13 protein-coding genes are annotated in these 13,371 nt (G+C 67.8%); 9 read left to right on the top strand and 4 right to left on the bottom strand.

Annotated elements, in window-relative coordinates; translation table 11 throughout:
• Positions 1-70 precede the first annotated feature (70 nt).
• Positions 71-949, top strand: coding sequence for a LysR family transcriptional regulator (locus J2P76_RS04265; protein ID WP_207404706.1), 879 nt, complete (start codon positions 71-73; stop codon positions 947-949).
• A 28-nt stretch (positions 950-977) separates the two neighbouring features.
• On the opposite strand, the gene J2P76_RS04260 is transcribed toward J2P76_RS04265, so the two are convergent.
• A complete protein-coding gene (locus tag J2P76_RS04260) occupies positions 978-1,793 on the bottom strand; it encodes a BPSS1780 family membrane protein (protein WP_207404704.1) in 816 nt (271 codons plus the stop codon).
• A 56-nt stretch (positions 1,794-1,849) separates the two neighbouring features.
• On the bottom strand, positions 1,850-2,818 hold the full coding sequence (locus J2P76_RS04255) for a homoserine kinase (protein WP_207404702.1): 969 nt from the start codon (positions 2,816-2,818) through the stop codon (positions 1,850-1,852).
• Positions 2,819-2,979: 161 nt separating this feature from the next.
• Here J2P76_RS04255 and dusA point away from each other — a divergent pair, with 161 nt between their 5' ends.
• Positions 2,980-3,993: a tRNA dihydrouridine(20/20a) synthase DusA gene (gene dusA / locus J2P76_RS04250; protein ID WP_207409113.1), complete on the top strand. Its 1,014-nt coding sequence runs from the start codon at positions 2,980-2,982 to the stop codon at positions 3,991-3,993.
• 23 nt (positions 3,994-4,016) lie between these two features.
• Here the strand turns inward: dusA and J2P76_RS04245 are convergent, their stop codons facing one another.
• Together J2P76_RS04245 and J2P76_RS04240 are read right to left on the bottom strand one after the other, a co-directional pair.
• On the bottom strand, positions 4,017-4,475 hold the full coding sequence (locus J2P76_RS04245) for a CBS domain-containing protein (protein ID WP_207404700.1): 459 nt from the start codon (positions 4,473-4,475) through the stop codon (positions 4,017-4,019).
• The gene (locus J2P76_RS04240; protein ID WP_207404698.1) at positions 4,469-5,821 is read right to left on the bottom strand and encodes a YihY family inner membrane protein; all 1,353 of its coding nucleotides are present in this window, start codon (positions 5,819-5,821) and stop codon (positions 4,469-4,471) included. The genes J2P76_RS04245 and J2P76_RS04240 overlap by 7 nt, the downstream gene beginning before the upstream one ends.
• A gap of 17 nt (positions 5,822-5,838) precedes the next feature.
• Between J2P76_RS04240 and J2P76_RS04235 the strand changes: the two genes are divergently transcribed.
• The 7 genes from J2P76_RS04235 to leuB all read left to right on the top strand — a co-directional run bounded on the left by J2P76_RS04235 (position 5,839) and on the right by leuB (position 13,328).
• Positions 5,839-6,222: a DUF2069 domain-containing protein gene (locus J2P76_RS04235; RefSeq protein WP_207404696.1), complete on the top strand. Its 384-nt coding sequence runs from the start codon at positions 5,839-5,841 to the stop codon at positions 6,220-6,222.
• The gene (locus tag J2P76_RS04230; RefSeq protein ID WP_207404694.1) at positions 6,219-7,712 is read left to right on the top strand and encodes a protein adenylyltransferase SelO; all 1,494 of its coding nucleotides are present in this window, start codon (positions 6,219-6,221) and stop codon (positions 7,710-7,712) included. Before J2P76_RS04235 ends, J2P76_RS04230 begins: the two co-directional genes overlap by 4 nt.
• A 96-nt stretch (positions 7,713-7,808) precedes the next feature.
• Entirely contained in the window at positions 7,809-8,867 is a 1,059-nt protein-coding gene (aroC, locus tag J2P76_RS04225) for a chorismate synthase (protein WP_207404692.1), read from the top strand.
• Positions 8,868-8,926: 59 nt separating this feature from the next.
• Positions 8,927-9,769: a M48 family metallopeptidase gene (locus J2P76_RS04220; RefSeq protein WP_242697287.1), complete on the top strand. Its 843-nt coding sequence runs from the start codon at positions 8,927-8,929 to the stop codon at positions 9,767-9,769.
• A gap of 151 nt (positions 9,770-9,920) precedes the next feature.
• On the top strand, positions 9,921-11,324 hold the full coding sequence (gene leuC, locus J2P76_RS04215; RefSeq protein ID WP_207404690.1) for a 3-isopropylmalate dehydratase large subunit: 1,404 nt from the start codon (positions 9,921-9,923) through the stop codon (positions 11,322-11,324).
• A gap of 12 nt (positions 11,325-11,336) precedes the next feature.
• Complete coding sequence (leuD, locus tag J2P76_RS04210; RefSeq protein ID WP_207404688.1) at positions 11,337-11,987, top strand: 3-isopropylmalate dehydratase small subunit; 651 nt, start codon at positions 11,337-11,339, stop codon at positions 11,985-11,987.
• Between the two features lie 264 nt (positions 11,988-12,251).
• Entirely contained in the window at positions 12,252-13,328 is a 1,077-nt protein-coding gene (gene leuB / locus J2P76_RS04205; protein ID WP_207404686.1) for a 3-isopropylmalate dehydrogenase, read from the top strand.
• Positions 13,329-13,371 lie beyond the last annotated feature (43 nt).

Below are 13,371 nucleotides of genomic sequence, written 5' to 3'. Positions count from 1 at the left end.
TGTCTTCATAATTAATGCAATCAAACTAACTTTATTTAATATAAAACCAAAATTATTCATATAAACAAAGATGGATATCGATTTAGCCAAGACATTCCTGGCGGTTGCCGACAGCGGCAGTTTCATGGCGGCCGCCGAGCGGCTCGACATCACCCAGACCGCGGTCAGCGCACGCGTGCGCACCCTGGAAGAGCAGCTGGGCCGGCGCCTGTTCGTGCGCAACAAGGCCGGCGCGCGCCTGACCGCCGCGGGCGAGCGCTTTGCACGCCATGCCAGCACCCTGGTCCAGGTATGGGAAAGGGCCTGCCAGCAGGTCGGGCTGCCGCCCGGGCGCGAAGACGGCATCAGCATCGGCGCCGAGCTCAGCCTGTGGCACCCGCTGCTGGCCGACTGGATGGTGTGGATGCATGCGCATTGCCCCCAGGTGGCGCTGCGCGCCGACGTGGACAGCCCGGCGCGGCTGCTGCAGGGCGTGCAGGATGGCTCGCTGGACCTGGCCGTGCTGTACAGCCCGGCCGAGCGGCCGGGCCTGGTGGCCGAGCTGCTGGCCGAGGAAAAACTGATTCTGGTCACCAGCGACGCCGGCGGGGCGCTGCTGCCGGAGCAGTATGTGTATGTTGATTGGGGGCCGGCATTCGCCGCCAACCATCAGGCGGCGTTTCCCGAGTTGAGCAGCCCGCCGGTGTCGATCTCGCTGGGGCCGCTGGCGCTGGGCTATCTGCTGTCAGTCGGGGGATCGGGCTATTTCCGGGTGGGGGCGGCGCGGCCGTTCCTGGACAGCGGCCGCCTGCGGCGCGTGGCGGGGGCGCCGGAATTCTCGTATTCGGCCTATGCGCTGTACGCCACGCAGCAGCGCAGCGAGGTCATGGAGCAGGTGCGCCACGGCCTGCACGCCGTGGCGGCCGGCCTGCAGCACCCGCAGGTGCCGTCGGGCAGCCATCAGGCCTGACAGCTGATGCCCGATGCGGCTTCGTACTTCAGGGTTGCGACTGCGGCTGGCCGTTGGAGCCGCCGTCGAGGTGCGCGTGCGTGTCTTCGATGCCGAACACCGATGTGTAGGCAGGGTAGAAGCTGCAGTACAGCACGCCGCCGGCGGCGATGTTGAACGGGATCTGCAGCGTGCCGGCCAGTTGCGACGGGACGCCGGCGCTGACCAGCAGGCCGGCGCACAGGTCGATGAACAGGAACACCAGTATCCAGGCCGTGCCGTAGACCAGGAATGGCCATTTGTTGCGCCAGCATGCGATGCCCGAGAAAAACAGCGCCTGGCCGATGCGCAGCCCGTGCCAGGCGACCAGCACGGGGGCATGCCAGAACAGGGCGGCGATGATGACGTACAGCGCCCCGAACAGTGCCAGGGGCACGCGCATGGCGCTGATGAAAGGCGTGAGATCCTGTTCGACCGATGCCGCCCGCATGCCTTCGGTGAGCGCATGGGAGAACGGCAGGAACGACACCAGCCCGGCCGCGATGCACAAGGCGGCATACATGACGCCGATGATCAGCATTTTCTTGAAGACGCCCGGCCGCATCAGCGGCTGGGGCCACATCGAGGGCAGCATGATGCGGCCGGCTTCGATGTGCTTGCACGCCGACAGCGTCATCAGCGTGACCACGGGCATCAGGGCCACGAACAGCAGCGGCCCCACGGGCGGGGTGAACGTGGCGAACAGCACCAGCAGGCTGATGGCCAGGGCCCAGGTGAACACGGCCAGCGGCTGCTTCATGAACAGCCGCAGGCCGTCGCGTACCCATTGCCAGCCGTAGGATGCGGGTAGGGATGCTGCTTGCATAGGTCTCGGTCAGGATCGTAAGAGGTGGCTACACTCAATTATGCGGACCGCCGCGCCTAGGGCAAGGCTGGCAGGTCTGCGCGGTGGCGTGCTTGCAACACTCTTTCAAAGTGGCGCGGATCATGGGGCTTGAGTGTCTGGGCCGGCCGCGGCAGGAAATAATCGTACAGGCGCGACAGCCAGAAGCGCAGCGCCGCCGCGCGCAGCATGGCCGGCCAGGCCTGGCGCTCGCCGTCGGTGAACGGGCGCACGGCCGCGTAGGCCTCCAGCCAGGCCTGCACCAGCGCGGGCACGAAGATGCCGCTGTCGCGCTCGATGCACCAGTCGTTGACGCTGACCGCCACGTCGAACAGCCAGGTATCGCAACCCGCGAAATAGAAATCGATAATGCCGCCCATCAGGGGGTCTTCGAAGGTGCCGGCAAACAGCACGTTGTCGCGGAACAGGTCGCAGTGGGCAGGGCCGGCCGGCAGCGCCTGCCAGGCCGGCGTGGCCGCCACGCGCTGCTGTTCGTCGAGTTCACGGGTCAGCAGCTGCGCCTGGGCGGCGTCCAGGAACGGCAGCACCTTGGGCGCCGTAGCCGTCCACCAGGCCAGGCCGCGCAGGTTCGGCTGCTGCAGGGGGAAGTCGCGCGCGGCCAGGTGCGTGCGCGCCAGCGTGGCGCCGGCCAGCGCGCAGTGGGCCGGGCCCGGCGCGGGCTCGTAGCCCCCGGGCAGGCGCGTCACGATGGCGCAGGGCTTGCCGTGCAGCGTGGTCAGGCGGGTGCCGTCGCGCAAGGTCTGCGGCTGCGGCACCGGCACGCCGCGCGAGGCCAGGTGGTGCATCAGCTCGATATAGAAGGGCAGTTGCGCCTGCGTCAGCACTTCGAACAGCGTCAGCACGTACTCGCCGCGGGTCGTGGCCAGGAAGTAATTGGTATTTTCGATGCCGGCGGTGATGCCGCGCAGCGACACCAGGTCGCCCAGATCGAAATGCGCCAGCAGGGTTCGGGCGTCGTCGTCGGAAACAGGGGTGAAAACGGCCATGGATCAGCGAATAGGGTGGGACGGCGGGCAGTTGCCGCGGGCGGCGCGGCCCGGGCGGCGCTGGCAATTTTAGTCTACGAGCGGGGCGGACCCGGCGCGGGGCGGGCGGCTGCGGCGCCGCGGCCGTAAAATAGGCGATTCCCCACCGTTTCCAAGCCATGTTGAGTTCTCCAGACTGGCGGCTGTGCGTCGCCCCCATGATCGACGTGACCGACCGGCATTGCCGTTATTTCCATCGGCTGCTGGCGCCGCGCGCGCGCCTGTACACCGAGATGATCACCACCGGGGCGCTGCTGCATGGCAACGTGGAGCGCCATCTGGACTTCGACGCCGCCGAGCATCCGGTGGCGCTGCAGCTGGGCGGCAGCGAGCCCGACGCGCTGGCGCACGCGGCGCGCCTGGGCCGCCAATGGGGCTACGACGAAATCAACCTGAATTGCGGGTGTCCGTCCGAACGGGTGCAGCGCGGCGCCTTCGGCGCCTGCCTGATGGCCGAGCCCGCGCTGGTGGCCGATTGCATGAAAGCCATGCAGGACGCCGTCGACCTGCCGGTGACGATCAAGCACCGGCTGGGGCTCGACTATGACGAGTCATACGGGTTCGTGCGAGATTTCGTCGGGGCCATCCACGATACCGGCTGCCGCGTGTTCATCGTGCATGCCCGCAATGCCGTGCTCAAGGGGCTGTCGCCCAAAGACAACCGCGAGATCCCGCCGCTGCGCTACCAGGTGGCGCGGCAGTTGAAGGCCGATTTTCCCGACAGTGTCATCGTGCTCAATGGCGGCCTGGCCGATGCCGCCCAGGCCGTGGGCGCCGCCGGCGCATTCGACGGCGTGATGCTGGGCCGGGCGGCCTGGCACACGCCGCGCGTGCTGTCCGAGGTTTCGCTGCAGCTGTGGCCGTCGGTGCGGCTGCCCACCGATGCGCAGGTGGTGGACGCCATGGTGCGCTACGCGGCGGGCCAGGTTGCGCGGGGCGTGCCGCTGCGGGTGATCGTGCGCCCGCTGCTGGGGCTGGTGAACGGGCAATCGGGGGCGCGCCGCTGGCGGCGCATGCTGTCGGATCCCGCCCACCTGGCGGCCAATGATGCCGGCCTGATCTACCAGGCCTGGCGCAGCCTGCAGGGCGCGCCGCGCGAAGACGCGCCGGCCGAGGCCCTGCCCGAGGCCGGCTGAACGGGCGCCAGGGCGCCCGGGGCTCAGGATTTGGCGGTGTCGCCGTCCATGGGCCAGTCGCGGATATACGCCTTGAGCATGTTGTTTTCGAATTGCTGGGCGGCCACGATGGCCTGCGCCATGTCGTAGAACGAAATCACCCCCATCAGGGTGGGGCCGTCCATGACCGGGATGTAGCGCGCGTGCTTTTCGAGCATCAGCCGCTGCACTTCGTCGGCGCTGGTGTTGGGCGATACGCTGACCGGGGCGTCGTCCATGATGGCGCGGACGGTGGTTTGCCCCAGCTGGCCGTCGTGGTCGTGCAGGTGGCGGATGATTTCGCGGAAAGTCAGCATGCCGGTCAGCATGCCAGATTCCATGATGACCAGCGAGCCGATGTCCTGCTCGCTCATGGTTTGCACCGCCATGGCCACGGGCATGTCGGGCGAGGCCGTATAGAGCGTATCGCCCTTCACGCGAAGGATTTCACTGACTTTCAGCATGATGATTCTCCCGGGGCATGCGGCCCCCTTCTACTATTCTTTCCTGCCTCGAGCGGCACGATCGCCGCGAGTCCCATGGGCATATTGTGCGCCAGCCCGGCCAGTTCTTCCAGCGTGGGGGCCTGGCCCTGGCCCAGCACGGCGGCGGCGACCTGGACGACCTGGGGGTCGTCGCGCAGCCGGGGCTGGCGGCGGTCGAGCAGGAAATTGTCGAATACCGGCTCGAGCGTGGTCTTGCGCGGATCGCAGGCCAGCACCCAGCGCTGCTCGGCGGTGCGCGCCACCAGCCCCAGGTTTTCCAGCGTTTCGAGCACCGCGTTCAGCTCGTCGTGGTGCAGGTGCAGCCGCTTGGCCAGCGCGCTGGCGCTGCGTCCGGCCGGCCGCATGCCCTGGGCCGCGTGCAGCGAGCGCAACACCGCCAGGGCGTCGATGAAGGGCGCGCCGGGGCTGCGGTTGATTTCCCAGCGCCCCAGCCGGATCAGCGGCGCGCTGGCGGCCACGGTGGCGCCGAACAGCACCGCCAGCCACGACAGGTAGATCCACAACAGGAAAATCGGCAGCGTGGCGAAAGTGCCGTAAATGACGGTGTAGGTGGGGAAGCGCGTCAGGTAGTAGGCGAACGCCGCTTTCATCAGTTCCAGCACGATGGCCGTGCCGAAGCCGCCGGCCAGCGCGTCGCGCCAGTACACATGGCGGTTGGGCACCACCACGAACAATGCCGCGAAGCCCAGCCCGGTAAGGATCAGCGGCACGAAAGAGATCGCCAGGCTGACCACTTCGGGCACGTCGCGCACCAGGCCCAGCGATTCGCGCGCCAGGAACGAGGTGGCCCACAGGCTGGCGCCGGCCACCACCGGCCCCAGCGTGACCACCGCCCAGTACACCAGCGCGCGCTGGGGCAGGGGGCGCTGGCGCGTGACGTGCCAGATGTCGTTGAAGGTCTTGTCGATGGTCATGATGAGCAGCAGCGACGTGACCACCAGGAACGCGCCGCCGATGGCGGTCAGGCGCGAGGCCTGGTATGCGAACTGGTTGAGGTAGTCCATGATGTTGTCGGACACGGCCGGCGGCATCAGGCTGTGCGTCAGGAAGTCTTCGAGCGCCAGGCGGAAGTCCTGGAAGACGGGGAAAGCCGTGAACAGCGACAGCACCACCGCCAGCATGGGCACGATGCCCAGCACCGTGGTGAACGTGAGGCTGGAGGCGACCTGCAGCAGCTTTTCTTCGTCGGCGCGCTGCGCCGCGAAACGGAACACCCTGCCCACGCGGGTGATCCAGGGCGTGCGCTGGCGAGGGGCGGCGGCCGTTGCCGGCTGAGCGGCAGCGGGCCCGGCAGGGTGGCTCATCAGGCGATAATAGCAGTATGAACCCTGAACTCAACCCCCATTTGCGGCGCCTGGCGGTGGTTTCCTTGCTGGCGCTCATTGCGCTGTGCGTCGCCTGGGAGACCTTCCTGGCGCCGATCCGGCCGGGCGGCTCGTGGCTGTTCCTGAAGGCCCTGCCGCTGGCATTTCCGCTGCGCGGCATTCTGCGGGGCAGCCTGTACACCTTCCAGTGGGCTTCGATGCTGGTGCTGCTGTACCTGATGGAGGGCGTGGTGCGAGCAATGTCCGATCCGGCGCCGCTGTCGGCGGCGCTGGCCGGTGTGGAAATCGCCTTGTCGCTGGTGTTTTTCCTGTCCGCCATTCTGTATGTGCGTCCGGCCAAGCGCGCCGCCCGCGCCCGCCGCGCCGGAGACACGCCATGACCGTCGCCACCCTGAGCCAACTGCGGCTCGACAATTCCTTCGCGGCCCTGCCGGCGGCGTTCTACACCCGCCTGGCGCCCCAGCCGCTGACCGCGCCGCGCCTGCTGCACGCCAACGAGCAGGCGGCCGCCCTGATCGGCCTGTCCAGCGACGCGTTGCAGTCCGACGAATTCCTGCGCGTGTTCTCGGGCCAGCAGCCGCTGCCCGGCGGCCAGACCCTGGCGGCGGTGTACAGCGGCCACCAGTTCGGTGTCTGGGCCGGCCAGCTGGGCGACGGCCGCGCGCACCTGCTGGGCGAAGTGGCCGGGCCCCGGGGCAACTGGGAACTGCAGCTGAAAGGGGCGGGCATGACCCCGTATTCGCGCATGGGCGACGGCCGGGCGGTGCTGCGCTCGTCGGTGCGCGAATACCTGGCCGGCGAGGCCATGCACGGCCTGGGCATTCCCACCACGCGCGCTCTGGCGCTGGTGGTGTCCGACGACCCGGTCATGCGCGAAACGGTCGAAACGGCAGCCATCGTGACCCGCATGTCGCCCAGCTTCGTGAGGTTCGGGTCGTTCGAGCACTGGTCGTCGCGCCGCCAGCCCGACGAACTGCGCATTCTGGCCGACTACGTCATCGACAAGTTCTATCCCGAGTGCCGCGAGCCGCGGCCCGGCGACGCGCCGGGCGCCGACGGCGCCCTGCTGCGCATGCTGGCCGAGGTTACCCGCCGCACCGCCGAACTGATGGCCGGCTGGCAGGCGGTGGGGTTCTGCCATGGCGTCATGAATACCGACAACATGTCGATTCTGGGGCTGACGCTGGACTACGGCCCCTACGGCTTCATGGACACCTTCCGGCTGGACCACATCTGCAACCATTCCGACAGCGAAGGGCGCTACGCCTGGAACCGCCAGCCGTCAGTGGCGCTGTGGAACCTGTATCGCCTGGGGGGCAGCCTGCACGCGCTGGTGCCCGATGTCGAGGCGCTGCGCGGCGTGCTCGACAGCTACGAAAGCGTCTTCACCCGCGCTTTCCACCGGCGCATGGCGGCCAAGCTGGGCCTGCGCGACTGGCGCGCCGACGACGAAGCCCTGCTCGACGACCTGCTGCGCCTGATGCACGACCAGCGCGCCGATTTCACCCTGGCGTTCCGCCGGCTGGCCGACGCGGTGCGCGGCCGCCCGCAGGGCTTCCAGGACCTGTTCATCGACCGCGACGCCGCGCTGGCCTGGTTCGAGCGCCTGGCCGCGCGCCACGCCCAGGACGGCGCGGCGGGCGATGCCCAGGCGCGCGCCGCCGGCATGGACGCCGTCAACCCGCTGTATGTGCTGCGCAATCATCTGGCCGAGCAGGCCATCCGCGCCGCCAAGGCGGGCGATGCGGGTGAAATCGACACCCTGCTGGCCCTGCTGCGCAACCCCTGCGTCGAGCAGCCGGGCCGCGAGGCCTATGCCGCGCTGCCGCCCGACTGGGCCGGCGGCATCGAAGTCAGCTGCTCTTCCTGAGGCCGCCGGGCCGCCCCGTCTACGTTTGGTAGCGGATCGGGGCCCGGTCGGTGTCATAATCGAGCCTGCTTCCAACGCCTTTCCCGCCCCGTCCATATGTCCGGCAATACCCTAGGTACTCTTTTCTGCGTTACGAATTTCGGTGAATCGCACGGGCCGGCCATCGGCTGTGTGGTCGACGGTTGTCCGCCCGGGCTGGCGCTGGACGCGGCCGACATCCAGGCCGAGCTCGACCGTCGCCGCCCCGGCACGTCGCGCCACGTCACGCAGCGCCAGGAGGCCGACCAGGTCGAGATCCTGTCGGGTGTCTACCAGGGCGTGACCACCGGCACGCCCATCGGGCTGCTGATCCGCAATACCGACGCGCGCAGCAAAGACTATTCCAATATCGCCGATACCTTCCGGCCCGGCCACGCCGACTTCACCTACACGCACAAGTACGGCCTGCGCGACCCGCGCGGCGGCGGCCGTTCGTCGGCGCGCCTGACCGCGCCCACGGTGGCCGCGGGCGCCATCGCCAAGAAGTGGCTGGCCGAACGGCACGGGGTGCGCGTGCGCGGCTACATGAGCCAGCTGGGCCCCATCGCCATCCCGTTCGTGTCGTGGGACGACGTGCCCGCCAATCCGTTCTATGCGCCCAATGCCGCCATCGTGCCCGAGCTCGAGGCCTATATGGACCAGCTGCGCCGCGACGGCGATTCGGTCGGGGCCCGCATCGAGGTGGTGGCCGAAAACCTGCCGGCCGGCTGGGGCGAGCCCCTGTACGACCGGCTCGACGCCGACATCGCCCACGTCATGATGGGCCTGAACGCCGTCAAGGGCGTGTCCATCGGCGCCGGGTTCGGCTGCATTGCGCAGCGCGGCTCGGAACACGGCGACGAAATCACGCCCGACGGCTTCATCGGCAACAACGCGGGCGGCGTGCTGGGGGGAATTTCCACCGGCCAGCCGGTCACGGTATCGCTGGCCATCAAGCCCACTTCCAGCATCCGCATCGAGCGCCGTTCCGTTAACAGCGCGGGCGAGCCCGTCATGGTGCAGACGCTGGGGCGCCACGACCCCTGCGTGGGCATACGCGCCACGCCCATCGCCGAGGCCATGCTGGCTTTGGTGCTCATCGACCATGCGCTGCGCCATCGGGGGCAGTGCGGCTGAGTATCCGGTTTGCGGCGCGCCGCGCCGGTTCGACAATGTTTGCGATGCGAGGAGGCTTCATGAACGCTGGAATTCGAACGGCTTTGCGGAAGTCGCTGCAGGCGGCGGCGGTGGCCGGCAGCGTGGCGCTGGCAGGATGCTCGAGCGTCAACACCACGCAATCGGGCGCGATCGGCATCGAGCGCACCCAGTACATGTCCAGCATGGTGCCCGAGCAGGCGCTGGAGCAGGAAGCCGGCCAGCAGTACTCCGACATCATCCAGAAGGCGCGCGCGCAGGGCGCGCTGGACCGCGACGCCAAGCAGGTGGCGCGCGTGAAGGCCATTTCCAAGCGCCTGATCGCCCAGGTCGGCACGTTCCGGCCGGACGCGGCCAGCTGGCAATGGGAAGTGCATGTGCTGTCGCTCAACGAGGTCAACGCCTGGTGCATGCCGGGCGGCAAGATCGCCGTGTACACCGGGCTGCTCAGCCAGATCAAGCCCACCGACGCCGAGCTGGCGGCTGTGCTGGGGCATGAAATCTCGCACGCCTTGCGCGAGCATGCGCGCGAGCGCGTGTCGCAGCAGATGGTCACCAATCTGGGCCTGTCGGTGCTGTCTATCGCCACGGGCGTGCCCGCCGATCTGGGCGGCAAGCTGACCGATGTCATGTTCACCCTGCCCAACAGCCGCACCCACGAGACCGAGGCCGACCTGATGGGGGTCGAACTGGCCGCGCGGGCCGGTTACGATCCGCGCGCCGCCGTGACCCTGTGGCAGAAAATGGGGGCGGCCGACAATGGCAGCGCGCCGCCCGAATTCATGTCCACGCACCCGTCGGCCGCCACCCGCATTTCCGACCTGCAGGCGGCTTCGCAGCGGGTCATGCCGCTGTACGAGCAGGCTGGCGGCAAGGCCAAATAGCCGGGGCGCCGCGCTCGCGGCCGGGGCAGGGTAGTGCTTTCAATACTAGGATAACTGCTGACGTTGTACTAGGTTGAGAGCGTGGGCATAATCGGGGCATCGATTTTCGATGTCCCCGTCCGGCCCGGCCGGACCTTGCGCGAGTCTACTCATGGCCCAAACTCTTTACGACAAACTCTGGGACGCACACGTCGTCCACCAGGAATCCGACGGCACCTGTCTGCTGTATATCGACCGCCACCTGCTGCATGAAGTCACCAGCCCGCAGGCGTTCGAAGGCCTGGCCCTGGCCGGCCGCAAACCGTGGCGCACCAGCGCCAACCTGGCCGTGGCCGACCACAACGTGCCCACGCTGAACCGTGCGCGCGGCATCGACGATCCCATCTCGAAACTGCAGGTCGACACGCTGGACTCGAACTGCGACAAGTACGGCATCACCGAATTCCGCATGGCCGACCTGCGCCAGGGCATTGTCCACGTCATCGGACCCGAGCAGGGCGCCACGCTGCCCGGCATGACGGTGGTGTGCGGCGATTCGCATACCAGCACGCACGGCGCGCTGGGCGCGCTGGCATTCGGCATCGGCACGTCAGAGGTCGAGCATGTGCTGGCCACGCAAACGCTGCTGATGAAAAAAGCCAAGAGCATGCTGATCAAGGTCGAGGGCGAACTGCCGTTCGGCTGTACGGCCAAGGATGTGGTGCTGCATATCATCGGCATTATCGGCACGGCCGGCGGCACCGGCCACGCCATCGAATTCGCCGGCAGCACCATCCGCAACCTGTCGGTCGAAGGCCGCATGACGGTGTGCAATATGGCCATCGAAGCGGGCGCCCGCTCGGGCATGGTGGCGGTGGACGACAAGACCATCGAATATTTCCGCGGCCGGCCGTTTTCGCCCAACGGCGTGCTGTGGGATCAGGCCGTGGCCTACTGGCGCACGCTGCACAGCGATGCCGGCGCCAGCTTCGACCGCGTGGTCGAGGTCAATGCCAAGGACATCAAGCCGCAGGTCACGTGGGGCACTTCGCCCGAAATGGTGCTGCCGGTGGATTCGCGCGTGCCCGATCCCGATCGCGAAAAAGACGATGTGCGCCGCAGCGGCATGGAGCGTGCGCTGCAGTACATGGGCCTGAAGCCCAACACGCCTCTTACCGATATCCGCGTCGACCGGGTGTTCATCGGCTCGTGCACCAACTCGCGTATCGAAGACCTGCGCGCCGCCGCCGCGGTGGCGCGCGGCAAGCACGTGGCTTCCAATGTGCGGCAGGCCATGGTGGTGCCCGGTTCGGGCCTGGTCAAGCAGCAGGCCGAGCGTGAAGGGCTGGACAAGATCTTCATCGAGGCCGGCTTCGAATGGCGCGAACCCGGCTGTTCGATGTGCCTGGCCATGAACGCCGACCGCCTCGAGCCCGAAGAGCGCTGCGCCTCGACCTCGAACCGCAACTTCGAGGGGCGCCAGGGGCAGGGCGGGCGCACGCACCTGGTCAGCCCGGCCATGGCCGCCGCCGCCGCCGTGGCCGGCCATTTCGTCGACGTCCGCAACTTCCGCTAAAGGTCACCCGTCATGCAAGCATTTACCACTCACGAAGGCCTGGTGGCCCCGCTCGACCGCGAGAACGTCGACACCGACCTCATCATCCCGAAGCAGTTTCTGAAGTCCATCAAGCGCACGGGCTTCGGCCCCAACCTGTTCGACGAACTGCGCTACCTGGATCACGGCGAGCCGGGCATGGACAACAGCAAGCGGCCGCTGAACCCGGACTTCGTGCTGAACCAGCCGCGCTACCAGGGGGCGTCGGTGCTGCTGGCGCGCAAGAACTTCGGCTGCGGCTCCAGCCGCGAGCACGCGCCCTGGGCGCTGACGCAGTACGGCTTTCGCGCCATCATCGCGCCCTCGTATGCCGACATTTTCTTCAACAACAGTTTCAAGAACGGCCTGCTGCCCATCGTGCTGTCCGAACTCGAGGTGGCGCGCCTGTTCGACGAGGTCAAGGCCTTTCCCGGCTACAAGCTGCGCATCGATCTGGAACGGCAGGTGGTGGTGGCCGCCGACGGCCGCGAAATGCCGTTCGATATCGAACCGTTCCGCAAGTACTGCCTGCTGAACGGCTTCGACGACATCGGCCTGACCCTGCGCCAGTCCGACAAGATCCGCGCTTTCGAAGCCGAGCGGCTGGCCCGCCACCCGTGGCTGGAAAGCCGGCCTGTGGTATGACCCACCCCCGAAGCGCTGCGCGCGTTCCACCTCGCGGCTGGCAGGCCGCTCGGATTCGCCAGGCATGGAACAGTCCTCAAGGACTGTTCCATGTCCGGGCTCATCCCCCTCAAGGGGCGACGCTGGCGGACCGGCAAAGCCGGCTCCGCGGCGTCCCCGATCCGGCCACACCTGTTTTACGCGGTACGGATGGCGCCTACTGCTGAATAAGGCTCCCGCGGATGCGCCATTCCAAATTTTCGATATTCATTCATAGGTTCTTTCATGACGCATAACATCGCAGTGCTGCCCGGCGACGGCATCGGGCCCGAGATCGTCGAACAGGCCGTGCGCGTGCTGGGCGCGCTGGATCTGCCGCTGCAGGTTCAGCAGGCGCCGGTGGGCGGCGCCGCCTACGACCAGTTCGAACATCCGCTGCCGCCCGCCACGCTGGACCTGGCGCGCAACTCGCACGCCGTGCTGTTCGGCGCCGTGGGCGACTGGAAATACGACAGCCTGCCGCGCGAGTTCCGCCCAGAGCAGGCCATCCTGGGGCTGCGCAAGGCCCTGGGCCTGTTCGCGAACCTGCGTCCGGCCATTCTGTATCCCGAATTGGCCAGCGCCTCGTCGCTGAAGCCCGAGATCGTGTCGGGCCTGGACATCCTGATCATCCGCGAGCTGACCGGCGACATCTATTTCGGCACCCCGCGCGGCGTGCGCAATGCGGCCGACGGCGCCTTCAGCGGCGAGCGCGAAGGCTTCGATACCATGCGCTATGCCGATTCCGAGGTGCGCCGCATCGCGCGCATCGGCTTCGAATCGGCGCGCAAGCGCGGCAAGAAGCTGTGCAGCGTGGACAAGGCCAACGTGCTGGAAACCTCGCAGTTCTGGCGCGACATCGTCATCGAAGTGGCGCGCGACTATCCGGACGTGGAACTGTCGCACATGTATGTGGACAATGCCGCCATGCAGCTGGTGCGCAATCCGCGCCAGTTCGATGTGATCGTGACCGGCAACCTGTTCGGCGACATCCTGTCCGACGAGGCCGCCATGCTGACCGGCTCTATCGGCATGCTGCCATCGGCATCGCTGAACGCGTCGGGGCAGGGGCTGTACGAGCCCAGCCACGGCTCGGCGCCGGACATCGCCGGCCAGGGCATCGCCAACCCGTTGGCCACCATCTTGTCGGCCGCCATGCTGCTGCGCTATTCGCTGAACCTGGCGCCGCAGGCCGACCGCATCGAGGCCGCCGTGCGCGCGGTGCTGGCCGAGGGCCTGCGCACCGCCGACATCCACGAGCCCGGCACCACCAAGGTGTCGACCAGCCAGATGGGCGATGCCGTGCTGAAGGCACTGGGCTGAGGCGGGCGGTTCATCTGGTGTCTGGCTCCCTGCGGGAGCCAGA

This window comes from Bordetella petrii, from assembly GCF_017356245.1.
Taxonomy (GTDB): Bacteria; Pseudomonadota; Gammaproteobacteria; order Burkholderiales; family Burkholderiaceae_B; genus Bordetella_A; species Bordetella_A petrii_D.
This window is presented reverse-complemented; position numbering and strand designations above follow the sequence as displayed.